This window comes from Oceaniglobus roseus (assembly GCF_002869745.1).
GTDB lineage: Bacteria > Pseudomonadota > Alphaproteobacteria > Rhodobacterales > Rhodobacteraceae > Oceaniglobus > Oceaniglobus roseus.
Map to the genome: position 1 here is coordinate 11,877 of NZ_PNOS01000037.1, position 24,753 is coordinate 36,629.

23 protein-coding genes are annotated in these 24,753 nt (G+C 69.8%); 12 read left to right on the plus strand and 11 right to left on the minus strand.

Annotated elements, in window-relative coordinates:
- Nucleotides 1–35 precede the first annotated feature (35 nt).
- The 3 genes from speB (A7B20_RS16720) to A7B20_RS16730 are packed head-to-tail and all read left to right on the plus strand — an operon-like array spanning nucleotide 36 to nucleotide 2,461.
- Nucleotides 36–1,004, plus strand: a complete 969-nt coding sequence (speB, locus tag A7B20_RS16720; protein ID WP_102109727.1) for an agmatinase — start codon at nucleotides 36–38, stop codon at nucleotides 1,002–1,004.
- Nucleotides 1,001–1,942, plus strand: a complete 942-nt coding sequence (gene speB, locus A7B20_RS16725) for an agmatinase (protein WP_102109728.1) — start codon at nucleotides 1,001–1,003, stop codon at nucleotides 1,940–1,942. Before speB (A7B20_RS16720) ends, speB (A7B20_RS16725) begins: the two co-directional genes overlap by 4 nt.
- Nucleotides 1,943–1,996: 54 nt before the next feature.
- A complete protein-coding gene (locus A7B20_RS16730) occupies nucleotides 1,997–2,461 on the plus strand; it encodes a DUF1499 domain-containing protein (protein ID WP_342747272.1) in 465 nt (154 codons plus the stop codon).
- Nucleotides 2,462–2,464: 3 nt separating this feature from the next.
- On the opposite strand, the gene A7B20_RS16735 is transcribed toward A7B20_RS16730, so the two are convergent.
- Complete coding sequence (locus A7B20_RS16735) at nucleotides 2,465–2,758, minus strand: hypothetical protein (RefSeq protein WP_102109730.1); 294 nt, start codon at nucleotides 2,756–2,758, stop codon at nucleotides 2,465–2,467.
- A 62-nt stretch (nucleotides 2,759–2,820) separates the two neighbouring features.
- Between A7B20_RS16735 and prfA the strand changes: the two genes are divergently transcribed.
- The 3 genes from prfA to A7B20_RS16750 all read left to right on the plus strand — a co-directional run bounded on the left by prfA (nucleotide 2,821) and on the right by A7B20_RS16750 (nucleotide 5,714).
- Nucleotides 2,821–3,870, plus strand: a complete 1,050-nt coding sequence (prfA, locus tag A7B20_RS16740) for a peptide chain release factor 1 (protein ID WP_102109731.1) — start codon at nucleotides 2,821–2,823, stop codon at nucleotides 3,868–3,870.
- Complete coding sequence (prmC, locus tag A7B20_RS16745; protein WP_102109732.1) at nucleotides 3,867–4,718, plus strand: peptide chain release factor N(5)-glutamine methyltransferase; 852 nt, start codon at nucleotides 3,867–3,869, stop codon at nucleotides 4,716–4,718. The genes prfA and prmC overlap by 4 nt, the downstream gene beginning before the upstream one ends.
- 225 nt (nucleotides 4,719–4,943) lie before the next feature.
- The gene (locus A7B20_RS16750) at nucleotides 4,944–5,714 is read left to right on the plus strand and encodes a DUF4167 domain-containing protein (RefSeq protein ID WP_102109733.1); all 771 of its coding nucleotides are present in this window, start codon (nucleotides 4,944–4,946) and stop codon (nucleotides 5,712–5,714) included.
- 9 nt (nucleotides 5,715–5,723) lie between these two features.
- Here the strand turns inward: A7B20_RS16750 and rsmA are convergent, their stop codons facing one another.
- The 6 genes from rsmA to lptF all read right to left on the minus strand — a co-directional run bounded on the left by rsmA (nucleotide 5,724) and on the right by lptF (nucleotide 13,316).
- Entirely contained in the window at nucleotides 5,724–6,566 is an 843-nt protein-coding gene (gene rsmA / locus A7B20_RS16755; protein WP_102109734.1) for a 16S rRNA (adenine(1518)-N(6)/adenine(1519)-N(6))-dimethyltransferase RsmA, read from the minus strand.
- 58 nt (nucleotides 6,567–6,624) lie between these two features.
- On the minus strand, nucleotides 6,625–7,605 hold the full coding sequence (gene pdxA / locus A7B20_RS16760; protein WP_102109735.1) for a 4-hydroxythreonine-4-phosphate dehydrogenase PdxA: 981 nt from the start codon (nucleotides 7,603–7,605) through the stop codon (nucleotides 6,625–6,627).
- Nucleotides 7,602–8,864: a peptidylprolyl isomerase gene (locus A7B20_RS16765; protein WP_102109736.1), complete on the minus strand. Its 1,263-nt coding sequence runs from the start codon at nucleotides 8,862–8,864 to the stop codon at nucleotides 7,602–7,604. The genes pdxA and A7B20_RS16765 overlap by 4 nt, the downstream gene beginning before the upstream one ends.
- 74 nt (nucleotides 8,865–8,938) lie before the next feature.
- Complete coding sequence (locus tag A7B20_RS16770) at nucleotides 8,939–11,101, minus strand: LPS-assembly protein LptD (RefSeq protein ID WP_102109737.1); 2,163 nt, start codon at nucleotides 11,099–11,101, stop codon at nucleotides 8,939–8,941.
- A complete protein-coding gene (gene lptG, locus A7B20_RS16775) occupies nucleotides 11,101–12,195 on the minus strand; it encodes an LPS export ABC transporter permease LptG (RefSeq protein ID WP_102109738.1) in 1,095 nt (364 codons plus the stop codon). Before lptG ends, A7B20_RS16770 begins: the two co-directional genes overlap by 1 nt.
- The gene (lptF, locus tag A7B20_RS16780) at nucleotides 12,192–13,316 is read right to left on the minus strand and encodes an LPS export ABC transporter permease LptF (RefSeq protein WP_102109739.1); all 1,125 of its coding nucleotides are present in this window, start codon (nucleotides 13,314–13,316) and stop codon (nucleotides 12,192–12,194) included. Before lptF ends, lptG begins: the two co-directional genes overlap by 4 nt.
- 139 nt (nucleotides 13,317–13,455) lie before the next feature.
- On the opposite strand from lptF, the gene A7B20_RS16785 reads away from it, so the two are divergent.
- The 3 genes from A7B20_RS16785 to A7B20_RS16795 are packed head-to-tail and all read left to right on the plus strand — an operon-like array spanning nucleotide 13,456 to nucleotide 15,789.
- Nucleotides 13,456–14,925, plus strand: a complete 1,470-nt coding sequence (locus tag A7B20_RS16785) for a leucyl aminopeptidase (RefSeq protein ID WP_102109740.1) — start codon at nucleotides 13,456–13,458, stop codon at nucleotides 14,923–14,925.
- A gap of 4 nt (nucleotides 14,926–14,929) precedes the next feature.
- Nucleotides 14,930–15,331: a VOC family protein gene (locus tag A7B20_RS16790; RefSeq protein WP_102109741.1), complete on the plus strand. Its 402-nt coding sequence runs from the start codon at nucleotides 14,930–14,932 to the stop codon at nucleotides 15,329–15,331.
- Nucleotides 15,331–15,789: a DNA polymerase III subunit chi gene (locus tag A7B20_RS16795; RefSeq protein ID WP_102109742.1), complete on the plus strand. Its 459-nt coding sequence runs from the start codon at nucleotides 15,331–15,333 to the stop codon at nucleotides 15,787–15,789. Before A7B20_RS16790 ends, A7B20_RS16795 begins: the two co-directional genes overlap by 1 nt.
- Here the strand turns inward: A7B20_RS16795 and A7B20_RS16800 are convergent.
- Nucleotides 15,786–16,094 (minus strand): DUF6476 family protein, encoded by a 309-nt coding sequence (locus A7B20_RS16800; RefSeq protein ID WP_102109743.1) that lies wholly within the window; start codon nucleotides 16,092–16,094, stop codon nucleotides 15,786–15,788. The genes A7B20_RS16795 and A7B20_RS16800 overlap by 4 nt on opposite strands.
- On the opposite strand from A7B20_RS16800, the gene A7B20_RS16805 reads away from it, so the two are divergent.
- From A7B20_RS16805 to A7B20_RS16815, 3 genes are all read left to right on the plus strand, one after another.
- Entirely contained in the window at nucleotides 16,093–17,127 is a 1,035-nt protein-coding gene (locus A7B20_RS16805) for an RluA family pseudouridine synthase (protein ID WP_102109744.1), read from the plus strand. The two genes, A7B20_RS16800 and A7B20_RS16805, sit on opposite strands and share 2 nt — an antisense overlap.
- A 145-nt stretch (nucleotides 17,128–17,272) precedes the next feature.
- Entirely contained in the window at nucleotides 17,273–18,169 is an 897-nt protein-coding gene (gene rpoH, locus A7B20_RS16810) for an RNA polymerase sigma factor RpoH (protein WP_102109745.1), read from the plus strand.
- 264 nt (nucleotides 18,170–18,433) lie between these two features.
- A complete protein-coding gene (locus A7B20_RS16815; protein ID WP_102109746.1) occupies nucleotides 18,434–19,399 on the plus strand; it encodes a Gfo/Idh/MocA family protein in 966 nt (321 codons plus the stop codon).
- 117 nt (nucleotides 19,400–19,516) lie between these two features.
- Here A7B20_RS16815 and A7B20_RS16820 read toward each other — a convergent pair whose 3' ends face one another.
- The 3 genes from A7B20_RS16820 to A7B20_RS16830 form a co-directional block, all read right to left on the minus strand.
- Nucleotides 19,517–21,331, minus strand: coding sequence for a M3 family oligoendopeptidase (locus tag A7B20_RS16820; RefSeq protein ID WP_102109747.1), 1,815 nt, complete (start codon nucleotides 21,329–21,331; stop codon nucleotides 19,517–19,519).
- 376 nt (nucleotides 21,332–21,707) lie between these two features.
- Nucleotides 21,708–23,300: an ATP-dependent DNA ligase gene (locus A7B20_RS16825; RefSeq protein ID WP_102109748.1), complete on the minus strand. Its 1,593-nt coding sequence runs from the start codon at nucleotides 23,298–23,300 to the stop codon at nucleotides 21,708–21,710.
- Nucleotides 23,301–23,352: 52 nt separating this feature from the next.
- Nucleotides 23,353–24,363 (minus strand): ligase-associated DNA damage response exonuclease, encoded by a 1,011-nt coding sequence (locus tag A7B20_RS16830; RefSeq protein WP_102109749.1) that lies wholly within the window; start codon nucleotides 24,361–24,363, stop codon nucleotides 23,353–23,355.
- Nucleotides 24,364–24,753: the final 390 nt, after the last annotated feature.

The following is a 24,753-nucleotide window of genomic DNA, read 5'->3' on the forward strand; positions in this document are numbered from 1 at the left end:
ATTTTTGCAAAGAAGAAGCAGGGGGTCGGCGCGTCATGGCGCTTGAGGATGCGAAGCGGGAGGTGGACGGGGCCTTTACCCGGACGGACCGTCGGGGGCTGGCCTATGAGAACGCCTTCGGCGGGGCCGTCAGCTTTCTGAGGCGGCGCTATACCAAGGATCTTGCCGGGGTCGACGTGGCGGTGACGGGGGTGCCGTTCGACCAGGCGGTGACCCACCGGCCCGGCACGCGCTTCGGGCCGCGGGCGATCCGCGAGGCGTCGTGCCTGCAGCCCTACGACCCCCCATATGGCTGGGGCTACGATCCGCTGTCGGAGATGGCGGTGGTGGATTACGGCGACGTCGCCTTCGACTATGCCGACGTGGCTGGCTTCCCGGCGCTGCTGGAGGCGCACATGGCCGGGATCCTGGCCAGCGGTGCGGCGGCGGTGACGCTCGGGGGCGACCACTTCATCACCCTGCCGATCCTGCGGGCCCATGCGGCGGTGCACGGGCCCTTGTCGGTGATCCAGTTCGACGCCCATTCAGACCTCTGGCGCGACGACGACATGGGCCGGATCGACCACGGCACCTTCATGTACAAGGCGGTGAAGCTGGGGCTGGTGGACCCGTCGCGCTCGGTCCAGATCGGGATCCGGACGGAGTGCGAGGATTACTGCGGCATGAACGTGATCGACGCGCCCGAGGTCCATGCGCTCGGGCCCTCCGGCGTGGCCGACCGGGTGAAGGAGATCGTGGGCGATGCCAGGACCTACCTGACCTTCGACATCGACGCGCTGGACCCGGCCTTTGCGCCGGGCACCGGGACGCCGGTCTGGGGCGGGCTCGCCAGCTGGCAGGCGGCGGCGATCCTGCGGGGGCTCGCCGGGATCGACCTCGTCGGCGGCGATATCGTCGAGGTTTCGCCCGCTTACGACACGACCGGCGCCACCGCTGTCGCGGGCGCCCATGTGGCCATGGAGATTCTGTGCCTCCATGGCTGGACGAGGAGGAAGAGCAGATGACCAACCAGCCCGTCAGCGGCAACGACCTTGCGCGGTTCGCCGGGATCTCGTCCTTCATGCGGCTGCCGGTGCAGGCCGATGCCGCGGGCCTCGACGTCGCCTTCGTCGGCGTGCCGATGGATCACGGGGCAAGCTGGCGCTCGGGCACGCGGTTCGGGCCGCAGCAGCTGCGCGCGCAGTCGGCGATGATCCGGCCCTATGCGCTGCAGACCGGGGCGGCGCCCTTCGACGGGCTCCAGTGCGCCGACATCGGCGATGTGGCGATCAACACCTTCAACCTCGCCGACAGCATCCGGATCATAAAGGAAAGCTTCGACGCGATCCTCGCCCATGGCGCAAAAACGATCACCATGGGCGGCGATCACACGATCACCCTGCCGATCCTGCGCGCCATGGCGGCGAAGCACGGGCCGCTGGCGCTGGTCCATGTCGACGCCCACGCCGACGTCAACGAGGAGATGTTCGGCGAGAAGGAGACCCACGGCACCGTCTTCCGTCGCGCGTTCGAGGAGGGGCTGCTGATCCCCGAGAAGGTCTGGCAGATCGGCCTGCGCGGCACCGGCTACACGGCCGAGGATTTCGACGAGGCGCGGGGCTGGGGGTTCAACCTGGTGACGGCGCCCGAGATCTGGCACCAGAGCCTGACGCCCCTCGCCGATCGGGTGCGCGAGAGCATCGGCGGCGCGAAGACCTATGTCAGCTACGACATCGACAGCCTCGATCCGTCCTTCGCGCCGGGCACCGGCACGCCCGAGATCGGCGGGCTGACGACGCCGCAGGCGATGGAGCTGATCCGGGGCCTGCGCGGGCTCGACATCGTGGGCTGCGACCTGGTCGAGGTCTCGCCGCCCTACGATCCGAGCGGCAACACCGCGCTGGTCGGCGCCAACCTGATGTTCGAACTGCTCTCGGTGCTGCCGGGGGTGCCCTACCGCTGAGGCTTCCGGCGGTCGAGGAAACGAGGAAACGAAGGGTCTTTGAGGGACATGCGCATGATACTCTGGATCGTTCTCGCGGTGATTGTGGCCGCCCTGGCCTATGTCCGGCTCGCGCCGAGCGATCCGGCGCGCTGGAACGTCGATCCGCTGTCCGTGGAGGCGCCCGAGGGCAACGGCTGGCTGGTGCGCCCGGAGGGCGGCAATGCGGCGGGCGAGGTCTTTGCCTGCGCGCCCGAGGTGCTGCTGGAGGAGCTGGACCGGATCGCCATGAACTCGGCCCGCACCCGGCGGCTGGCGGGCAGCGTGGCGGAGGGGCAGATCACCTATGTCTCGCGCTCCAGGGTGTTCGGTTTCCCGGACTACACCACCGTCTCGTCGCTCGCCACGGCGGGCGGATCGACGCCGGTACTGTTCGGACGGCAGCGCTTCGGGATGCGCGACCTCGGGGTGAACGAGGCGCGGGTGAAGGAGTGGCTGGCCGCGCTCGGCGCGTCGACGAAATGCCCGAAGCCGAGCTGAGGCTCAGCCCGCGGCGCGGCTCATCGGCCGGTCGGGGGAGAGCGAGACGCCGGGGCAGCCGTCCTGCACCTTGCGCCACATGACGTTGTTCTGGGACATGTCGCACTTGCCCATCCAGATCTGGCAGGAGCTCGACACGATGCACATGACCTCGCCCAGCTCGTGGCGCTGGCCGTACTTGTCGGTGCAGTAGAGCTCGATCTTCTTCAGCGGCGGGGCGACCGGTTTCTTCTCCTCGGCGGCCAGCGGCGCGGCGAGGAGGCAGAGGCAGAGCGCGGAGAGGGCGATGCGCGTCATGGAGGCAAGGGTATCACGCCGCCGCCCCTTGACCAAAGCGATTTCATGGAGGACGAAGCGCCATGGTTCCCTTGGACAGACTTGCGCAGATCGCCGAGCGTTTCGAGTATCTCGAGGCCGCCCTGGCGGAAGGGCGCGGCGACATCGCGGCGCTTGGCCGTGAATATGCCGAACTGCGGCCCGTCGTGACCGAGATCGCGGCCTATCGCGCGGTGCTGGCCGAACTCGACCAGACCGCGGCGATGCTGAAGGATCCCGAGATGCGGTCCCTGGCCGAGGACGAGATGCCGGTGCTGAAGGCGCGCCGCGCCGAGCTGGAGGAAAGCCTGCGGCTCGCGCTGCTGCCGAAGGACGCCGCCGATGCGCGGCCCGCGATCCTCGAGATCCGCCCCGGCACGGGGGGCGAGGAGGCGGCGCTGTTCGCCGCCGACCTTCTGCGCATGTACCAGCGATTTGCCGAGGCGCGGGGCTGGCGGTTCGAGATCGTCGAGACCCAGGAGACCGAACTGGGCGGGATCCGCGAGGCGGTGGTCAACGTGCAGGGCGACGGGGTGTTCGCGAAGCTGAAGTACGAATCGGGCGTGCACCGCGTGCAGCGGGTGCCCGCGACCGAGTCCGGGGGGCGGGTCCACACCTCGGCCGCGACGGTGGCGGTGCTTCCGGAAGCGCAGGAGGTCGACATCGCCATCGATCCGGCCGACATCCGCATCGACACGATGCGGGCCAGCGGGGCGGGGGGCCAGCACGTCAACACCACCGACTCGGCCGTGCGGATCACGCATATTCCGAGCGGCATCGTCGTCACCAGCGCCGAGAAGTCCCAGCACCGCAACCGCGAGATCGCGATGACGGTGCTGCGCGCCCGGCTCTTCGATGCGGAGCGCAGCCGGGTCGACAGCGAACGTTCCGCCGACCGCCGCGCCCAGGTCGGCACCGGCGACCGGAGCGAGCGGATCCGCACCTACAACTTCCCGCAGGGGCGGATGACGGATCACCGGATCAACCTGACGCTCTACAAGCTCGACCAGGTGATGCAGGGCGATCTCGGCGAGGTCATCGACGCGCTGACCGCCGACGACCAGGCGCGGAAGCTGGCCGAGTTCGAGGCATGACGCCGCGCCGGCCAAGCGTGGCCGAGGCGCTGCGCGATCTCACGGCCGAATTGCGCGCGGCCGGCATCGACGGCCCGGAACGCGATGCGCGGCATCTGCTGGCCGTCGCCGCGGGATGGCCGCGCGACCGGCTGACCCTCTACATGCAGGACCCTCTGGCAGACCCCGCGCTGGAGGTGCTGGCTATCATGTCGGAGCAGCGCATGGCGGGGCGTCCGGTGTCGCGCATCCTCGGCACCCGCGCCTTCTTCGGCCGCGAGTTCGAGGTCGGCGACGCCGTGCTCGACCCGCGGCCCGAGACCGAGACCCTGGTGATCGAGGCCCTTGGCGGCCCGTTCAAGCGGCTGCTCGACCTCGGGACCGGGTCGGGGTGCATCGCGGTCAGCCTTCTGGCCGAGCGTCCGCAGGCGCGGGGGGTGGCCACCGACATTTCCGCGCCCGCGCTGCGGGTCGCGGCGCGCAACGCGCAGCGGCACGGCGTGCAGGACCGGCTGGCCTTCGTCCGCTCGGACTGGTGCGCCGCGGTCGAGGGCGGGTTCGATCTGATCCTGTCCAATCCCCCCTACATCGCCCAGTCCGAGATGGCGGGGCTGGCGCGCGAGGTGCGCGAACACGACCCGGCGATCGCCCTGACCGACGGCGCCGACGGGTTGAACGCCTACCGTGCGATCGCCGCCGGAGCCCCCCGCGTACTCCTGCCCGGCGGACGACTGCTGGTCGAGATCGGGCCGACCCAGGCGCGCGCGGTCGGGGCCCTGTTTCGCGCCGCGGGGCTTGACGACATCGCCTGCCATCCCGACATGGATGGAAGGGACCGGGTGATCGCGGCCCGCAAACCGGCGACCTGACGCCGGAATGGCGCGAAACCCGAGTCTTTTTCGCGAAATCCGCTTGTAAAACAGCAAAAGACATGTTTTGTGAGAGGTGCACAGGCCGGGACGCAGATCGCATCCCCCTTGCCGATTGCCCGGAATTGAACACCCCCCTGCGATTCGCCCCTGACGGTGAATACTGGGCCTAGGGTCCGGCACTCGACATGCAAAGCCCAGACACAAGGCTGGAACCAGAACCCTATGAGATCGTCCAAGTCCCGCTCGCGGTCGAAGTCGAACCGCAACAACAGCAACCGGTCCGGTGTGAACATCGTGAACCGGGTGTTCGACAGTTCCGGCCCCGAGGGCAAGGTGCGCGGCACGCCGCAGCAGATCATCGACAAGTACAACCAGCTGGCCCGCGATGCGCAGCTCTCGAACGACCGCGTGGCGGCCGAGAACTTCATGCAGCATTCCGAGCATTACACCCGGATGCTGGGCGAGGCGCAGCGCGAGATCGAGGCGCGGCGCGAGCAGGACCAGAACCAGCAGAACCGCCACCAGGGCGGCGGCCAGCAGAACAACAACAGCGGCAACCAGGGCCAGAACGACGGCAACCGCGGCGGCGGCAACGCCCACGGCGGCCAGGCCCGCGACGAGCGTAACGATCGCAACGATCAGAACGACGACCAGCCGCACCAGGACAAGCGCAGCCAGGGCGACGACCGGCAGCAGCCTCAGGCGCAGGGCGGCGACAGCCAGGACAGCGCGGCCTCGGACTCCTCCGATCCGCGCGACGCCCCGCGTCCGCGCAGCCGCAGCCGCCGGGACCGTTCCCCGCGCCAGGGCAGCAGCGACGACGTGATCGACACCAGCGACGGCTCGGGCGAGGAGAGCACCCTGGTCGAGACGCCGGAAAGCAAGCCGGCGCCCAAGCCGCGCCGCAGTCGCGCCAAGCCGAAGCCGAAGGGCGATCAGGCCGAGGGCGGCGACAGCTCGTCCGGCGGCAACACCCCGGAAGCGGCGGAGTAATCTTTGCGCTCAGCCCGAGGCTAGGCTGCGGGCAAGGGCGCAGAAGGCTTCCAGCGATACCTGCTCGGCCCGCTCGGTGGGCGCGATCCCGGCATTGGCCAGGTGCCGCTCGATCTCCGGATCGACACCCTTCAGCGACGAGCGCAGCATCTTTCGGCGCTGGTTGAAGGCCGCCGCCACAACCCGCTGCAACACCTTCGCATCGGCCGGAAAGCGCGGCGCGTCCAGCCGGGTGAAATGCACCACCGCGGAATGCACCTTCGGCGGCGGCGTGAAGGCCTCGGGCGGCAGCGACATGACGATGCGCGGCGTGGTGCGCCACTGGCTCAGGAGCGCGAGACGCCCATAGGCCTTGCCGCCGGGCTGCGCCACGATCCGCTCGGCCACCTCGCGCTGGAACATCAGCGTCAGGCTCTCCCAGAACGGCGGCCAGGACTGCGGCGTCAGCCAGCGCACCAGAAGCTCGGTCCCGACATTGTAGGGCAGGTTCGCCACGATCCGGACCGGCGCCGTCAGCCGTGCCGCCGCGTCGATCTCCAGCGCGTCGCCCTGCACCACCTCCAGCCGGCCTTCCGCCGCGGCGGCGATCTCGGCCAGGGCGGGCAGGCAGCGGGGATCCTTCTCCACCGCCAGCACCCGCCGCGCGCCCTGCGCAAGCAGCCCGCGGGTCAGGCCGCCGGGGCCGGGCCCGACCTCCAGCACGTCAGAGCCCGACAGATCCCCCGCCTGCCGCGCGATCTTCTCGGTCAGGTTCAGGTCCAGCAGGAAGTTCTGCCCGAGCGACTTCTTCGCCGCGAGCCCGTGGGCCGCGATCACCTTGGAAAGGCTCGGCAGGGTGTCGAGGCCGCTCAAGCCCGCACCCTGCTTCTTCTTTGGAAAAATACTCCCCCCGGAGGGTCCGCCCTCTCCATCATCCCGCCGCCCGGGCCTTCGCCATGCGATCGGCCATCCGGAGCGCCGCGATCAGCGAAGACGGATCGGCCAGCCCCTTGCCCGCGATGTCGTAGGCGGTGCCGTGGTCGGGGGAGGTGCGGATGAAGGGCAGGCCGAGGGTCACATTCACCCCGCCCGCGAAGTCGATGGTCTTGATCGGGATCAGCGCCTGGTCGTGGTACATGCAGACCGCCGCGTCATAGCGGGCGCGGGCGGGGGCATGGAACATCGTGTCGGCCGACATCGGCCCGATCAGAGACAGGCCCTCGGCGCGCAGCTCCTCCAGCACGGGGGCGACGATCTCGATCTCCTCGCGGCCCATGGCGCCGCCTTCGCCCGCGTGGGGGTTCAGCCCGGCGACGGCGATGCGGGGCCCGTCGATCCCGAAATCGCGGCAGAGCGCGGCGTGGGTGATGCGCAGGGTGTCGCGCAGCAGCTCCGGAGTGAGAGCTGCGGGCACCTCGGCCAGCGGCAGGTGGATCGTCGTCGGCACCACGCGCAGGGCGTCGCAGGCCAGCATCATCACCACCCGCTCGACCCCTGCGAGGGCGGCGAGGAACTCGGTATGGCCCGGAAAGGCGAAGGCGGCGCCGTCCTTCAGCGCCTTCTTGTGGATCGGGTTGGTGCAGAGCGCCGCGGCCTTGCCCGTCTGCACCAGCTCGACCCCGCGGCGGATCGCGCCGATCGTGCCTTCGGCATTGGCCGGGTCCGGGTGGCCCGGGCGCGCGGGCGCCGCGAAGGCGTGGGGCAGGACGGGCAGGGCGGTGCGGGCCGCCCCTGGTGCCTCGGCCGGATCCGCGATCTCGGCGATGTCCGCGGTGTCGGGCAGGTGCCGGGGATCGCCGATCAGGAAGAACGGCAGGTCCGCGCCCAGCACCCGCCAGGCGGCCACGGCGATTTCCGGGCCGATGCCCGACGGGTCGCCGCAGCTGAGCGCGATCGGTGCGGCAGCGCTCATTCGTAGCGGACGATGGTCGCGTTGGCCTTCAGCTCGGCCAGCAGCGCGTTGGCCGAGGCGGTCAGCCGCTCGCCGACGATGCCCTGCCGGATCGCGTCGCGGTTGGCATCCTCGGCGCCTGCCGGGCGGCGGTCGCAGAGCATGAGGAAGATCAGCGTCTGCCCGCCCGCGCGGGTCAGCGCGGTCGACACCTCGCCGGGATCGAGCTTGGCCAGCTCCATCGCCAGGTCGCCGGGCACCTGGGCCGCGGGACGGGTGGCGCGCTCCAGCTGCGACTCGGGCAGGCCCTTGGCGACTCCGTAGAGGTCGTCGCAGGTGTCCACGCGGGCCTCGATCCGGGCCGCCTCGGCCAGCGCCTCGGGGCTGCGGCCGCCGGGGATGAAGAAGGCGGCATAGTCGATCTCGGTGTCGGTCGGCGCACTGACCGAGGTCTCCTCCAGCGCGCGCAGCTGGAACAGCGCGATGGCGTTCGGCAGCGCGATCGGCTGCGTCACCTGGCCGACCTTGAGGCTCAGCACCTGCTGGGCCACCTCGGGGGGCAGGTTCGCGAGCGGAATCCAGTCGATCCGCCCGCCCGCGCCGCGCGACTGCGAGGCGGAATAGCGGCGCGCGGCGTCGGCGAAGGCGGGCAGGGTGGTGATGCGGCTGATCTCGCGCGCCCGCGCTTCCGCCTGGGCCTGGGCCGCCGGCGTGTTGGCGGGCAGGATGACCTCGCTCAGGAGCACGCGGATGTTGCTGGTGGCGGGGCCGCGGCGGATCTGGCGGTCGACCTCGGTCTCGGACACCGGGATCTTGCCGACGAAGCGCTCCTGCACGACCTTGCGCCAGGTCACGCCGGTCGCCACGAAGTCGCGGAAGCTTTCCTCGGACACGCCGGCGGAGGCGAGCGCCTTGATGAACTCCTCGCGCGAGAGGTTGGCGCGGCCGGCGAATTCCTCCTGCCCGGCCACCACTTCGGCCGGGGTCACGGTGATGCCCAGGCGCTTGGCCTCCTGGAGTTGCAGCCGTTCCTCGATCAGCGCGGTCAGCGCCGATTCCCGCGGATCGCCCGGCGCGCGGAAGAGCTGGAGCATCTGCGCCCTCTGGTCGAGCTCGTAGGCGGTGATCACGCGGTCGTTGACCTTCGCGACGGGGGTGAACGGGCTTTGCGCCTGCGCGGACGGTGCCACGGCGGCAAGGGCGCTCAGCAGGAGGGCGATCAGCAGCAGCGCGCCCGGCAGGCGGCGCGCCGGGCTCCGGCGGGCGGTAAGGTCGGTCATCGGGCGACTGCTCCCCTCAAAGGTCTTGTCGTCTCGTTTGGCCTCCGGCGCCGCGCGCCGGGTGGCGGTGTGGTTCAGCGGGCGCAACTGCGCCGGTAGGATTCGTCGTTGCGTCCCGACCCGAAACCGGCCAGCGACACGTTGACGCCGAAATCCGTGCTCGGCTCCACACTAGTCGATGAGGTGAACCGGCGCGAGAGCGAAAGATCCACCGTCAGGCACTCGGAGCGGTACTGCAGCCCCAGCCCCGCCTCGGCCGCCTGGTCGTTCACCAGGTCGTAGCGGCTGTTGAAGCTGCCGGTCCAGTGGCGCGACAGGCGGCGGCGGGTGTCGAGCGCGATTTCGTGCAGGGGGTCGGGGCGGTTCTCGGCCGCGTCGGCCTTGAGCCAGAGATAGGAGGCGCCGATGGCGGTGCGGGCGTTCTGCCAGGCCAGCCGCGCCTCGCTGCGCGAAAAGTCGAACTGGTCGTCGAACAGGGATCGCTGGGTCAGCGCGAAGCTGTTGCCGATCCGCAGCTGCAGCGCCGCCAGCCAGTCCGAGCGGGCGCCGGAAAGCCCGCTGCCCGCGGAGAACTGCCCGAGGTCGCTGGCGCGGTAGACCCGGCCGACGGTGGTGCCGATGGACCAGCCCGCGGGGTCGAACCGGGTCCAGCTGAGGCCGACGTTGGTGCGCGTCCCCTGCTCGCGGGCGTCGATGCCGGGATAGCGGGAGATGGCGAAGAGGTTGCCCTCGTCGAACTCCACCAGCACCGAATCCTCGTTCGGCACGGCGCTGCCGTTGGTGTCGGCCCATGCCACCTGCACGATGGGCTCGAGCACCTGGTAGGCGCCGCTCGCCTCGGTCTTGTGGAAGGGCCAGCGCAGCTCGAGGCTCGCCTGCCGCGTGACGCGGCCGGTGGTGGTGTCGAAGGCGCTGTCCTGCCGCGTGTCGTAGCTGTCGGCGGCGAAGCCCAGCATCCCGGTCGCCACGATGCCGAGCGGCAGCTCGACGCTGCGGCGGAAGTCGGCCGAGAGACCGATGCGGCTGACGTCGCGCCCGACGCCGTCCAGGCGCGACGCGCGCACCAGGCTCGCCGCGTCGATGCCAAGGCGCATCTCGCCGCCGAGGGGGAACAGGCGGCGTTCGTAGTTGACGTAGGCATAGGTGCCGGGCAGCTGGTCGCGGATCGGGATCTCGGATTCGCGCAGGGTGCGGAAGTCGGTCACGCTGGCGATGAACAGGTCGCGGCGCCGGGCGCGCGAGATCTTCACCTCGCTCGCCAGCCGGTCGCGGTCGGAATAGCCGTAGTCGAGCAGGTAGGCGGTGTCGGAGACGAGCTGAAGGTCGAACTCCAGCCGGAAGTCCCGCGGCAGCACGAAGTCGCCCTCGCCGAACAGGTAGTACCGCGGATCCTCGACGCCCAGGTCGTCCTTCGAGATCGCGCCCTCGAAGCTGATCGTCCCGGTGCGGAACGCCTGCCGGTATTCCGCCTGGAGGGTGCGGGTGCGCGACGAGACGTAGGGCGTCAGCGTCAGGTCGGCGCTGTCGCCGAGGCGGATGAAGTAGGGCAGCTTCAGCCCCGTCGACAGCAGCGAGGTGGAGCGGACGGAGGGCAGGAGGAAACCTGTGGCGCGGGTCAGCGTCGGGTCGGGCAGGCGCAGGCGCGGGGAATAGAAGATCGGGATGCCGAGGAAGCGGAACTGCGCGTGGTCGAAGTAGATCTGCCGCTCCTGGCGGTCGTGGATGATGCGCCGGGCGCGGATTTCCCACGTCGGGCGGGGGTTCGACGGGCAGACCTCGCAGGAGGAGGCGACGGAGCGCGACAGCTGGGTATAGCGGCCGTCGACGAAGGCGATCTCGTTCGCGGCCAGTTGCAGCTGCTGCTCCAGCACCAGCCGGGCCGAGACGAGGATGCCGTTCTGCAGGTCGCGGTCCAGCTCGGCCTGGTCGGCGACGACGATGATCGCGCCGTCCCGGTCGGTGACGGTGATCGGCCCCTCGATCTTCAGCCGCTCGCCCGCCTTCGCATAGATGACGCGGCGCGCCTTCAGGCGGGTGGTGCCGTACAGCACCTCGACATCGCCCTCGGCCACCAGCTCCTCGGTGCGGCTGACCCGGACCCGGTCGGCGACCAGCGTGGCGGTCTGCGGACCGGCCTGTTCCGTCGCTTGTGCCTGGCCTTGGGTCTGTGCCCGCGTCGGCAGGGTCGGCGCCGCGAGGGCCGTCGTCATCAGGAGCAGGACGAGAAGGCGCCGCATCATCCGTCCTCCCAGTGCAGCAGCAGCCCGAGCGGCAGCAGGATCGCCGCGACGGGCGGGCCCCAGGCGGCGAGCATGACGGGGATCTGCCCGTTCTCCCCGAGGATCTGCGCGAAGTTGCGGATGAAGTAGAGCGAGAAGCCGAGGGCGAGGGACAGCATCACCATCAGCCCGGTGCGCCCGAACCGGGTGTGGCGCATGGTGAAGCAGGCGCCGACCAGCACCATGGCGACCAGCAGCAGCGGCAGCGCCAGCTCCATCTGGAGCCAGACTTGGTGCTTCCGGGCCGAGAAGCCGGCGGTTTCCAGCTGGTCGATGAACTGCGGCAGCTCCCAGATCGGGATGGCCGAAGGAGTGCCGAAACTGTCGAGGATCTGGCTGCGGGTCAGGTTCGAGGGCAGGCGATAGCTCGGGTAGAGGGTCGCCTCGCTTTCCGGGTTGGCCCGGTCGAAGCGCCATTCCTTGACGCCGCGAAGCTCCCAGGCGCCGGGCAGAAGCTGGGCGCTGTCGGCCTCCAGCCGGAAGGCGGGGCCGGTTTCGGGGGTGAAGCCGATGAAGGTCACGCCGTAAAGCTCGGTGCCGTCGAGGTTGGCGCGGTCGGCGCGGATCACCGTCTGCACGCCGTTCTCGCCCTGGCGCAGCCACAGCCCCTCGCGGCTGATCGACATCACCGACTGGTCGCCGTTCGAGAAGCTGTCGGAGACGGCCTCGTAGGTCTTCGAGGTGGCGGCGACGATGGGGTTGAAGATCGCGACGGCGAAGATCCCGATCAGCAATGCCACAGCCACCGGCGCGCCGAGGCTGCGCAGGGCCGACCGGCCGGCGGCGCGGGTGACCACCATCTCCGAGGTGCGGGCGAGGGACAGGAACAGCGTCAGCGTGGCGAGGATCATCACCAGCGGCAGGATGACGTAGAGGCTTTCGGGAACGTGCAGGATGGTGAGCCCCAGGAGCTGGAGGAAGGTGACGTCGCTGCTGTCGAACTTGCGCACCTGCTCGACCAGGTCCAGCAGCACGAGGATCGCGGTGAAGATCGCCAGCACCGACAGGAATGTCGTGAGGAAGCGGCGGGCGAAGTAGAGGTGCAGCGTCATGCGGGCGACCGCCGGAAGGTGCGGCCCAGCAGCCCCGGCCGCCCCGCGAACCAGAGCAGCACCAGCGACAGCGCGAAGCTGCAGAGCGCGGGCGCATAGACCAGCGGCCAGAGCCCGTCGGCCCGCCCCGCATCGGTCGCCGCGTTGTCCAGCAGCTGCACCGCGATCAGACAGAAGATCGCCACCACCATCTGCCGCCACATCCCGAACCGGCTGAATCCGCCAAGGAGCAGCACCGAGAAGCCCAGAAGCGGCGTCAGCGCCCCGGTCAGCGCATCGGCGAAGCGGGCGTGCCCGTCGTAGAGCAGGGCGCCGCGCGGCGTGGCCGTCTCCTGCTCCAGCGCCTTGTCGGGAAACAGCAGCTCGAGCGTGCCGACCTGGCGCACAGCCCGGGCGCCGACGCCCGGCAGGTCGACGACCGAGGCGAGGTCGAAGGCGAACTCCTCGAACCGGGTGGTCGAAAGCCGGTCGGTCTTCAGGTCGAGGCTCTGCACCAGCCCCTTGTACATCAGCAGTTTCGGCCCGTTGTCCGAGCGCAGCAGCAGCGCGCGTTCCGCCGAGTAGTTGGTGCGCACCCCCGAGGCCCGGGCATCGGCCAGGAAGATGTCGCGCAGCTCGCCCTCCGGCGTGATGTCGCGGACATAGAAGGTGACGCCGTCCGCGGGGTGCAGGAAGGTGCCGTCGCGCAGCAGCCGGGCGGTCACGTTCTCGGACACCTCCGCGGTCCTCGCGGCAAGCTGGGTCATGCTGGCGGGCACCAGGACATGGACCAGCACCGAGATCAGCAGCGCCACGACGGCGCCGAAGACCAGCATCGGGCGGGCGAGGCGGTAGGGCGAGAAGCCGCTGGCCTGCACCACCACAAGCTCGCTTTCCGAGGACATGCGGTTGGTGACGTAGAGCGCGGCGGCGAAGGCCGAGACGGGCAGGACCGCGCGGATCAGGTTCGGCAGGCTGAGCGCGGTGAATTCCAGGAAGACGAAGGCGGACTGGCCGCTGGCGGTCAGCTGGTCGAACAGCGACACGGCCCGGTTGACCCAGTAGACCAGAACCAGCACGAGGGAGAAGAAGCCGAACACCCACATCAGCTGCGACTGCACATATCGGTCGAATCTGGCCACCCGGCGTCCCTTTCCGCCCCCCTCCGGCGGCGCTCTCGCGCGACCCTAGACCATCGTCGGCGGCTGGAAAACTCCCTTCTGGCAAAGCGGGCCGCGCGGGGCTAGGTATGGCTCACCGTCGCAACAGCAGGATACCTCCATGACCACGCCGAGCTCCGTCACCGTCGCCGCCACCGATCTGGACGCCATCGCCGCCTTCGAGGGGGTCGTGGCCGTCGCCGTGGCGCCGGACGGAACGATGGGGCCGGCGGCGAAGCGGGTGAACAAGCTGACGAAGGGCGCGCTGGAGCGCTTCTGCGCGGCCAAGGCGTTCGAGAAGCTGGACGAGGGGGAGGTGCAGAGCTTCGCCTGGCCCGCGGGCATGGCGGCCAGCGCCGTGGTGCTGGTGAAGCTCGACAAGCGGGCGGCGGGCGCGGATGCGCGGGCGGCGGGCGTCGCGATCCGCCGCGCGGGCGGCAGCAAGCCGCTGCTGCTGCTGCCCCACGCGGGCAAGGGCGCGGCGGCGATGGCCCTTGGCGCGGCGCTGCGCGCCTACGACTACACCGACCAGAAATCGAAGTCGGACGGCGAACCGGCGGGCGCGATCACGCTCATGGTCGCCAAGCCCGAGGAGGTGGAGGCCGAGGCCGGGCTGATCGACGCGCTGGCCCAGGGCGTCTTCTTCACCCGCGACCTGGTGAACGCCCCCGCCAACATCCTGACCACCACCGAGTTCGCGGCGCGGCTGGAAGGGCTTCGCGAGCTCGGCGTCGAGGTCGAGGTGCTGGAGGAGGCGGATCTGGAGAAGCTCGGGATGCGCACCCTGCTGGCCGTGGGTCAGGGCAGCGAGAGCCCCTCGAAGGTCGTCGTGATGCAGTGGAAGGGCGGCGGCGACGAGAACCCCTTCGCGCTGATCGGCAAGGGCGTGGTCTTCGACACCGGCGGCATCTCGCTGAAGCCCGCCGCGGGCATGGAAGACATGACCATGGACATGGGCGGGGCCGGCACCGTCTCGGGCGTGATGAAGACGCTGGCGCTGAGGAAGGCGAAGGCGAACGTCGTCGGCCTTGTCGGGCTGGTCGAGAACATGCCGGACGGCAAGGCCCAGCGTCCCGGCGATGTCGTGACCTCGATGAAGGGCGACACGGTCGAGGTCATCAATACCGACGCCGAGGGGCGCCTCGTGCTGGCCGACGTGCTCTGGTACGCGCAGGAACGGTTCCAGCCGGTGGGCATGGTCGACCTCGCGACGCTCACGGGGGCCATCATCATCGGCCTCGGGCACGAGAACGCCGGTGTCTTCTCGAACAACGACGTGCTGTGCAACGCCTTCCTGAAGGCCGCAGAGGCCGAGGGCGAGGGCGCCTGGCGGATGCCGCTCGGCAAGGGCTATGCCAAGATGCTGAAGTCGCGGATCGCCGACGTGAAGAACATCGGCGGGCGGCCCGCGGGGTCGATCACCGCGGCCGAGTTCCTGCACCGCTTCGTCAAGGACGGCACGCCCTGGATCCATCTCGACATCGCCGGCGTCGCCTCGACCACGTCGGACTCGGTCCATGCGCCCAAGGGCGCCTCGGGCTGGGGTGTGCTGTCGCTGAACCGGATGATCCGGGACATGTTCGAAAGCTGAGGCCATGCTCGTTCCCGCCACCAGATATGCCGATTGCGAGGCCGCGCTGGCCTTCCTGACCGGCGTGCTGGGGCTGGAGGAGATCCAGGTCTACCGCGACGGGGGCGGCGCGATCGTCCATGTAGAGCTGGGGTTGAACGGCGGCATCTACATGTTCGGCCCCGACACCCGCGACAACGCCTTCGCCGCCTTTATGGTCGCGCCGTCCGAGTCGGGGGGCCGCGCCACCGTCTCGGTCTATGCCATCGTGCCGGACGTGGCCGCGCGGCACGCCCGCGTCGCCGCCTCGGACGCGGAGATCCTGCTGCCGCTCGCCGATCAGCCCCAGGGCGGAAGCGCCTTCACCTTCCGCGATCCCGGCGGGCACATCTGGACCGTCGGCGACTACGATCCGCGGGCGCGCTGATGGGCGCCGCCTATTTCTACCACCTGACCGAGCGCCCGCTGGAGGCGACCCTGCCGATGCTGCTGTCCCGCGCCATGGGGCAGGGCTGGCGCGTGGTGGTGCGGGGGGCAAACCCGCGGCGGATGGACTGGCTGGACCAGAAGCTGTGGCTGCTGGAGGGCGAGCCGTTCCTGCCCCATGGCCTGTCCGGCGGCCCCCACGATGCCGACCAGCCGGTGCTGCTGACCACCGATCCGGCGATGCCGAACGGTGCGGTCTGCCTGATGACCATGGACGGCGCCGAGGTGGCGGCGGACGAGGTCGAGCGGCTGGAACGGGTCTGCGTGCTGTTCGACGGCAACGATCCCGCGGCGCTGGAGAAGGCGCGCAGCCAGTGGCGCGCCCTGACCAATGCGGGCTGCTCGGCGCAGTACTGGAGCGAGGCCTCGGGCCGGTGGGAGAAGAAGGCCGAAAGCTAGGGCGCGACGGTGATCCGGACCGTCTGGCGCAGCTCGCCCGAGGCGGCGTCGAAGATCAGGATCCGGTCGTCCTCGGTCACCACCGCCAGCCAGCCGCGGCCCCGGGTCACGGCGAAGGGCTTGGTTCCCTCGGGCAGGGCGATGCTGTCGGGCAGGGGCAGGGCGGCATTGTCGGGGAAGCGGGTGACAAACAGCGCGATCAGCACTATCAGCCCCGCGATCATGGTCGTCGTCAGCCCGGTGACCAGCCACCTCAGGAAGCGCAGGGTGCGCGCCTGTTCGGGGTCCAGCGGAGTGTCTTCCATGTCCAAGTCTCACCTCAGGGTCGTCATCTCGGACGCGCCGCCCGCGCGCCTTGATAAGGCCTTGGCGCGGGACGTGCCAGAGGAGGCGCACCTTTCGCGCTCGCGTCTCGGCCGCCTGATCGCGGAAGGCGCGGTGCGGCTGAACGGGGAGCTCGTGACAGACCAGACGGCGAAGGTCGCGGCGGGGGACGTGGTCGAGATCGCGGTGCCGCAAGCGGAGGAGAGCCACATCGGGCCCGAACCGATCCCGCTTGCCATCGTCTACGAGGACGACGCGCTGATCGTGGTCGACAAGCCCGCGGGCATGGTCGTCCATCCCGCGCCCGGCACGCCCGGCGGCACGCTGGTCAATGCGCTGCTGCACCATTTCGGCGGCGAACTGTCCGGCGTTGGCGGCATGAAGCGGCCGGGCATCGTCCACCGGATCGACAAGGACACCAGCGGTCTTCTGGTCGTCGCGAAGACGGACGCCGCGCACCACGGCCTTGCCGCGCAGTTCGAGGCGCACACCGCCAGCCGCCACTACCTTGCCCTCTGCCACGGCGTGCCGGACGCGGCGGACCCGCGGCTGCGCGGCACGCGGGGGGTCAGCTTCGAGCCGGGCAACGTGATGAAGATCACCACCCAGCTGGCCCGCCACAGGATGGACCGGCAGCGCCAGGCGGTGCTGTTCCAGGGCGGACGCCACGCGGTGACGCGGGTCGAGGTGCTCGAGGCCTTCGGCACGCCCCCGGCGCTGGCCCTGGTCAGCTGTCGGCTCGAGACGGGGCGGACCCACCAGATCCGGGTCCACATGTCGCACGCGGGTCATGCGCTGGTCGGCGACCAGACCTACGGCGGGCGGCGCAGGGCTGCGGCGAAGGCGCTGGGCGATGCGGCGGCGCGTGCGGTGGACCGCTTTCCGCGGCAGGCTCTGCACGCGGCTTCCCTGGGGTTCCGGCACCCGGAAAGCGGCGAGGAGATGGCGTTCGAGGCGGCGCTGCCCGCCGATTTCGAGGATTTGCTTGCTGCGGTGCAGAACACGGATGTGTGACTCGGGTCGGAACGACGGATCCGGACACCTTTCGCGTTCATTGTCTGTTAAACGAAGGTGACGTACGGTCCTTGAACTGAACCGGGCCGTTTACTACTTGGATGTTAAGCCCCGATACATCGGGGTGCAGAAGGGGCACTGAGCCATGGCAACCTACGCAAATCTTCCCGCACCCTCCCCGGAACAGGGTCTAAACCGGTATCTTCAGGAAATCCGCAAGTTCCCGATGCTGGAGCCGGAAGAAGAATACATGCTGGCCAAGCGCTGGGCCGAGGATGGCGATGTCGACGCGGCGCACAAGATGGTGACGTCGCACCTGCGCCTCGCGGCCAAGATCGCCATGGGCTACCGCGGCTACGGCCTTCCCCAGGCCGAGGTGATCTCGGAAGCGAACGTCGGCCTGATGCAGGCGGTGAAGAAATTTGACCCCGAGAAGGGCTTCCGCCTTGCCACCTACGCGATGTGGTGGATCCGCGCCTCGATCCAGGAATACGTCCTGCGCTCATGGTCCATGGTGAAGCTCGGCACGACTTCGGCGCAGAAGAAGCTGTTCTTCAACCTGCGCAAGGCGAAAAGCCGGATCGGCGCGCTGGAGGACGGGGACCTGCGCCCCGAACATGTCGCCAAGATCGCCCAGGACCTGAGCGTGACCGAAGACGAGGTGATCTCGATGAACCGGCGCCTGTCCGGCGGCGATGCCTCCCTGAACGCCACGATCAGCCAGGACGGCGAGGGCGCCGCCCAGTGGCAGGACTGGCTGGAGGACGAGGATGCCGACCAGGCCGGCGACTACGAGGAGCGGGACGAGCTGGAAGGTCGCCGCGCGCTGCTGATGGAGGCGATGGACGTGCTGAACGAGCGCGAGAAGGACATCCTCATGCAGCGCCGCCTGGAGGATCAGCCGGTCACGCTGGAGGAACTCTCGGGCCAGTACGACGTCAGCCGCGAGCGGATCCGCCAGATCGAGGTGCGCGCCTTCGAGAAGCTCCAGAAACGGATGAAGGAGCTGGCGCGCGAGAAGGGCATGCTCTCGGGCGCATAGGACACAGCGTACGACATTTGCCTGTCAGGGCGGTGCGGCGGGAACCGCGCCGCTCTTTTCACGTTCCCGGCGCAGTCTTGCCCGGACAGCCATCAGCACGGCGACCGGGGCGGCCGGAGGCGGGCGACAGCGCTGCGCTGGCGTGCCTTCGCCTTTCCCGTCCATGCCGCCTATGCCCCCATGCGGGCGCGACAAACCGGGTTTCGCCTTTTCCTCCGGTGCCGCCGCTATAAGGTGCCAGCCAGGCAACGAGGGGACAGTGCAATGACCGATCCGATCCGCTGGGGCATTCTGGGCGCCGCCAATTTCGCGCGCCAGCACATGGGGCCCGCGATCCACGCCGCCCGCGGCGCCGAGCTGGCCGCGCTGGCCACCGCCACCCCCGCGAAGGCCGATGGCTTTCGGGAGTTCGCGCCGGGTCTGAAGCTCCACGACAGCTACGACGCGCTTCTGCTGGACCCCGGCATCGACGCCGTCTACATCCCGCTGCCGAACCACCTGCACGTCGAATGGACGAAGAAGGCGCTTGCGGCGGGCAAGGCGGTGCTGTGCGAGAAGCCGATGGCGATGGTAGAGACGGATTTCGACGACCTGATCGCGGCGCGGGACGCGGCGGGCGTGCTGGCGGCCGAGGCCTTCATGATCGTCCACCACCCCCAGTGGCATCTCGTGAGGCGGCTGCTGGTCGAGGGTGCGATCGGGCGGCTGATGCATGTCGACGGCATGTTCTGCTACAACAATCCCGACCCCGCCAACATCCGCAACAAGGCCGAGACGGGCGGCGGCGGCCTGCGCGACATCGGCGTCTACACCTTCGGCTCGGCCCGCTTCGTGACGGGGGCCGAGCCCGATCGGCTGACGGCGCTGCTGCGGGTGGAGAACGGGGTCGACACCGTCGCCCGCGTCTCCGCCGAGTTCCCGGAGTTCAGCTATTCCTGCGTGGTCTCGACCCGGATGTTCCCGAACCAGCGCATGAGCTTCCACGGCGACGCCGGACGGATCACGGTGACGACGCCGTTCAACGCCAACGTCTTCGGCGAGGCGCGGGTGGAGGTCGAGACCGCCGGCATGGCGGTGACCACCCACCGCTTCCCCGGCGTGAACCACTATGTCCTCCAGGTCGAGGCCTTCGGCCGCACGATGCGCGACGGCGCGCCCTATGCCTGCCCGCTGGAATTCAGCCGCGGCACCCAGCGGATGATCGACATGGCGCTTGCCGCCGAAGGCTGAGACCGCGTTCCGCGGCCCTCCGATACCGGCGCCGTCCGCAGCCGCGCGAGGCGGGCGCCGGGAAGGCCCGGCCCCGGCCAATTCCGACCGACGGACCGGCGGGGCCGTCGCGGAAGATCAGTCCTCCATCGCCTCCAGTTCGTCGATGAAGCCCTCGATCATCGACAGGCCCTTGTCCCAGAAGGCGGGGTCCGAGGCGTCGAGGCCGAAGGGCGCCAGAAGCTCCTTGTGGTGCTTCGATCCGCCGGCCTTCAGCATCTCGAAATACTTCTCCTGGAAGCCCGGCGTGCCCTCCTCGTAGACGGCGTAGAGCGCGTTCACGAGACCGTCGCCGAAGGCATAGGCGTAGACGTAGAAGGGCGAGTGGACGAAGTGCGGGATGTAGGCCCAGAAGGTCTCGTAGCCGTCCATGAAGTCGAAGGCATCGCCCAGGGATTCGGCCTGCACCGACATCCAGAGCGCGTTGATGTCGTCCGGCGTCAGCTCGCCGTTGCGCCGCGCGGCGTGCAGCTTGCACTCGAAGTCGTAGAAGGCGATCTGCCGGACGACCGTGTTGATCATGTCCTCGACCTTGCCCGCCAGCAGCACCTTCTTCTCGGCCGGGGTCTTCGCCGCGGCCAGCAGCTTCCTGAAGGTCAGCATCTCGCCGAAGACGCTCGCCGTCTCCGCCAGCGTGAGGGGGGTCGAGGCCAGCAGCTCTCCCTGGTCGGCGGCCAGCACCTGGTGGACGCCATGGCCAAGCTCGTGGGCCAGCGTCATCACGTCCCGCGGCTTGCCGAGGTAGTTCAGCATGACATAGGGGTGCACCTCGGTCACGGTCGGATGGGCGAAGGCGCCCGGGGCCTTGCCGGGCTTCACCGCGGCGTCGATCCAGCCCTTCTCGAAGAAGGGCGTCGTCAGCTCGGCCATCCGGGGCGAGAAATCGGTGTAGGCGTCCATCACCATCTCGCGGGCACGGTCCCACCTGATCGTCCGCGGCTCTTCCATCGGCAGCGGCGCGTTGCGGTCCCAGACCTGCATCCGGTCAAGCCCGAGCCACTTGCGCTTCAGCTCGTAATAGCGGTGCGAAAGCCGCGGATAGGCGGCCACCACGGCATTCCTCAGCGCCTCGACCACCTCGGGCTCGACATGGTTCGACAGGTGCCGCCCGGTCTGCGGCGTCGGCATCTTGCGCCAGCGGTCCTCGATCTCCTTCTCCTTGGCCAGCGTGTTGTGGACGCGGGCGAAGAGGGCGACGTTCCTGCCGAAGACCCGCGCCAGTTCCTTCGCCGCCTTCTCGCGCTGGCTGCGGTCGGGGTCGGTCAGGAGGTTCAGCGTCGCCTCGATCCCCATCTCCTCGCCGTCGATGTCGAAGGCGAGCCCCGCGATCGTCTCGTCGAACAGCCGGTTCCAGGCGGCGGCGCCCACGGTGGACTGGTCGTGCAGGAACTTCTCCAGCTCGTCGGAGAGCTGGTGCGGCCGCATCGCGCGCAGGCGGTCGAAGACGGGGCGGTAGCGGGCGAGATCGGCGTTGGCCTCGAACAGCGCGTCAAGCCGGGCGTCGGGGATCCGGTTGATCTCGAGCGAGAAGAAGACCAGCGGCGTCGTCGCCACGGTGATCGCGTCCTGGCAGTCGGACATGAACTTGGCCCGCTGCGGATCGGTCGTGTTCTGGTAATAGCGCAGGCCGGCGAAGGACATGATGCGGCCCGCGATGGTGTCGATCCTCTCGTAGGCGTGGACGCAGGCCAGCATGCCGTCGGCGTCGAGCTCCGCCAGCTTGCCCTCGTAGGTGGCGGCAAAGTCCGCGCAGGCCTTCGCCAGCCAGTCCCGGTCGCGCACCAGCTCGGGGGCGTCCTCCGAGGGATAGAGATCGCTCAGGTCCCACTCGGGAAGGTCGCCGAAGTCCTTCGCGGCGGCGGGATCGCGGGCGTCGAAGACGGGGTGCATCATGGGGGCCTCTTTCCTGTGTCCGGGCGGAACATATGAAGCCTTGCGCCCGGGGGAAAGGGCAGGCGCGATCCGGGAGCGGACGGAGCGCCCGGCAGGCTCCGATTCCCTGGCCTTCTTCTTTGCGGAAAATACTCCCGCCGGAGGCGATCCCGCCCCCTCCTGCCAGGCGCGCCCTCGCCGCGGCGCGCCCCTATGGCGCGCTCCGGTTGCCATCCGGGCGGGCTCCGGTTTCCTCGAGGAAACCGATCCATTTTCCTCCAGGAAAATGGCGCCGCAGCAAGTGTCGGCGCGGGGCGGAGGGTGCGGGATGCCTCCGGCGGGAGTATTTGGACAAGGAAGAAGCCAGGCCGGTGCAACCCGGACGCGACTGCCGCTTTCATCCGTAGGCCTTCAGGATCTCCTTCAGATCGTCCAGCGTGTTGGCCTCGGACACCGGCTTGTCGTGGCGCCAGCGGGACATGCGGGGAAAGCGCAGGGCGACGCCGGACTTATGGCGCGGACTTTCTTGGATGCCCTCGAAGGCGATCTCGAACACGTGCTCGGGCTTGACGTGGCGCACCGGGCCGTAGCGCTCCAGCGTGTTCCTGCGCACCCAGGCGGTGATCTTGTTGAACTCGGCGTCGGTCAGCCCGCTGTAGGCCTTGGTGAAGGGGACGAGCTGGTTGCCGTCGCGCACGGCGAAGGTGAAATCGGTGAAGAGGTTGGCGCGGCGGCCGTGGCCCTGCTGGGCATAGATCATCACCGCGTCGATGGTCAGGGGATCGACCTTCCACTTCCACCAGTCGCCGCGCTTGCGCCCGTCGCGGTAGGCGGAGTCCTTGCGCTTCAGCATCAGCCCCTCGGCCTGGCGGTCGCGGGAGGTCTGGCGCAAGGTGGTCAGCTCGTCCCAGTCGCCGAAGGGCAGGCGGGGAGAGAGGCGCACCGGGGCGTCGGGGGGCAGGTCCCCGACCAGCGTTTCGAGCCGGTCGCGCCGCTCGGCGTAGGGGGTCTGGCGGATGTCGCGGCCGTCCCTCTCGAGGAGGTCGTAAGCGCGCAGGATCACCGGCGCCTCGGCCAGGAGCTTCTTCGGCACTGTCTTGCGGCCGAGCCGTTTCTGTAGCGCGTTGAAGGGCATCGGCGTCTCGTCCGCCCAGGCCAGAAGCTCGCCGTCGAGCACGGTGCCGTCCGGCAGGTGGTCGGCGGCGCGGGCGAACTCGGGGAAGCGGTCGGAGATCAGCTCTTCGCCCCGGCTCCAGAGGTGGAACTGGCCGTCGCGCACGATCAGCTGGCCGCGGATGCCGTCCCATTTCCATTCCGCCGCCCAGTCCTGCGGATCGCCGAGGGCCGCCGGGCCGTCGTCGAGCTGGTAGGCAAGGTAGAACGGGTAGGGCTTCGACAGGTCCGCGGTGGGGTCATGTTCCAGGACGAGGTTGCGGAACGATGTGCTCTCCGGCGACCAGTCGCCCATCAGCCGGTGGGCGAGGTCGGGCTCGGCGATGCCGGTGGCCCGGGACAGGGCGCGGGTCATCAGCTTCTGGCTGACGCCCATCCGGAAGCCGCCGGTGATGAGCTTGTTGAAGACGAACCGCTGGGTGGTCTCCAGCTGGTCCCATGCGGCGAGGACCGCCGCCTTGCGGGCCGGTTCGTCGAGGGCGGCGAGGCCGCGGATGACGCCGATCCAGTGGCTGAGGCCGAGGTCGGTCCTTGATGCGGGGGGCGGGAGGATCAGGGCGATGGTCTCGGCCAGGTCGCCGACGATGGGATAGGCCTCCTCGAACAGCCAGAGGGGGATGCCCGCGCGCTCGGCCGCCCAGGCGCGCAGCAGCGTGGTGGTCACGGTGCGTTTCGGCCGACGGCCCGAGAGCAGCGCGATGGTCCAGAGCCGGTCGGCCTCGGGCGCCTCCGAGAGATAGTCGGCCAGCGCGGCGACCTTGGTGTTGGTCTTCGTCGTCTGGTCGAGCGCTGTGAAAAGGGCGGCGAAACGGTTCAAGGCGTGGGGCCCCGCGTTTCCCGTTCGCCCCTCGCTCCGGAGGCGCGCGCGCTCATGCGGCGTCCTCCTCTTCCAGCGACTCGCCGGTGAAGTCGGTCTGCACCACCGCGGCGTCATAGCCCTGATCCGTCAGCCAGCGGCGGAAGATCGAGGTATAGCCATGGGTGGCGAAGATGCGCGTCGCGCCGGTTTCTCGGATCGCGCTGTTCAGCCCCTCCCAGTCGGCGTGGTCGGACATGACGAAGCCGCGGTCGGCGGCCCGGCGGCGGCGCACGCCCCTGAGCGCCATCCAGCCCGAGGCGAAGCCGGTGGAGGCGGGCCCGAACCGGCGCGCCCAGGGCGTGCCGAGGGCCGAGGGCGTGGCGAGGACGAGCGCGCCGGGATGGTCCTTCGGCTTCGTCTCGGGGGTGACGAGGATCGTGTCGGGCAGCGCGATGCCCTGGGCGCGCATCACGGCATTGGTGTTCTCGACCGCGCCGTGGGTCAGGATCGGGCCGATCGTGGTGTCGAGCAGGTTCAGCAACCGCTGCGCCTTGCCGAGCGCATAGGCGCCGAGGATGCAGGCGCGCCCCTCGGCGGCGTTGGCGGCCCACCAGGAGTTCACCTCGGCCGCGGTCTCGGCCTGGGGGCGCCACTTGAAGACCGGCAGGCCGAAGGTGCATTCGGTGACGAAGGCGTGGCAGGTCACCGGTTCGAACGGATCGGAAAGACCGTCGGGTTCGACCTTGTAGTCGCCGGAGACGACCCAGACCTCGCCCCGGTGCTCGACCCGGATCTGGGCGGAGCCGGGGACATGACCTGCGGGGTGGAAGGAGACCGTGACGTCCCCGATTTCGCGCCGCTCGCCATAGCGGACGGTGTCGAGCCGGATGTCGCCGAGGCGGTGGCGCATCACCGGCGCCGCGAGGTCGGTCGCGAGATAGCGCGCGTGGCCCGGGCGGGCGTGGTCCGCATGACCGTGGGTGATCAGGGCGCTCTCCACCGGGCGCCAGGGGTCGATGTGGAAGTTTCCGGCGGGGCAGAAGATGCCGCGGTCGGTGAAGGTGAGGAGCGGGTCGGCCATGGGCCGATGGTAGGGCGCGGCGCTCGCCTGCCTAGCGTCGATGCGCGGATTTCCACGTTCCGCCTCCACGTGATCTTGGCAACGGAAAACGGGCAGGCAGGGTGTCGAATCTGTCGCGTGCTGCCGTTTTCCGCGCGCCGCCCGTCGCGCGGACGCGGATGGCAGGTCGGGCGCCGGCGGCGGTCCGTTCGGCCAGCGTCAGGCCCGGCCTCGGGGCGGGGTGGCGGAAAACGGGGGCTCGCCTGACGCCGGTCGTGGGCGGACTTCCGTTTTCCGCGCGCCGCCCGCCGCGCGAACGCGGATGGCAGATCGGGCGCCGGCGGCGGGCCGTTCGGGCAGCGTCGGGCCCGGCCTCGGGGCGGGGTCGCGGAAAACGGGTTGTGCGCGGAG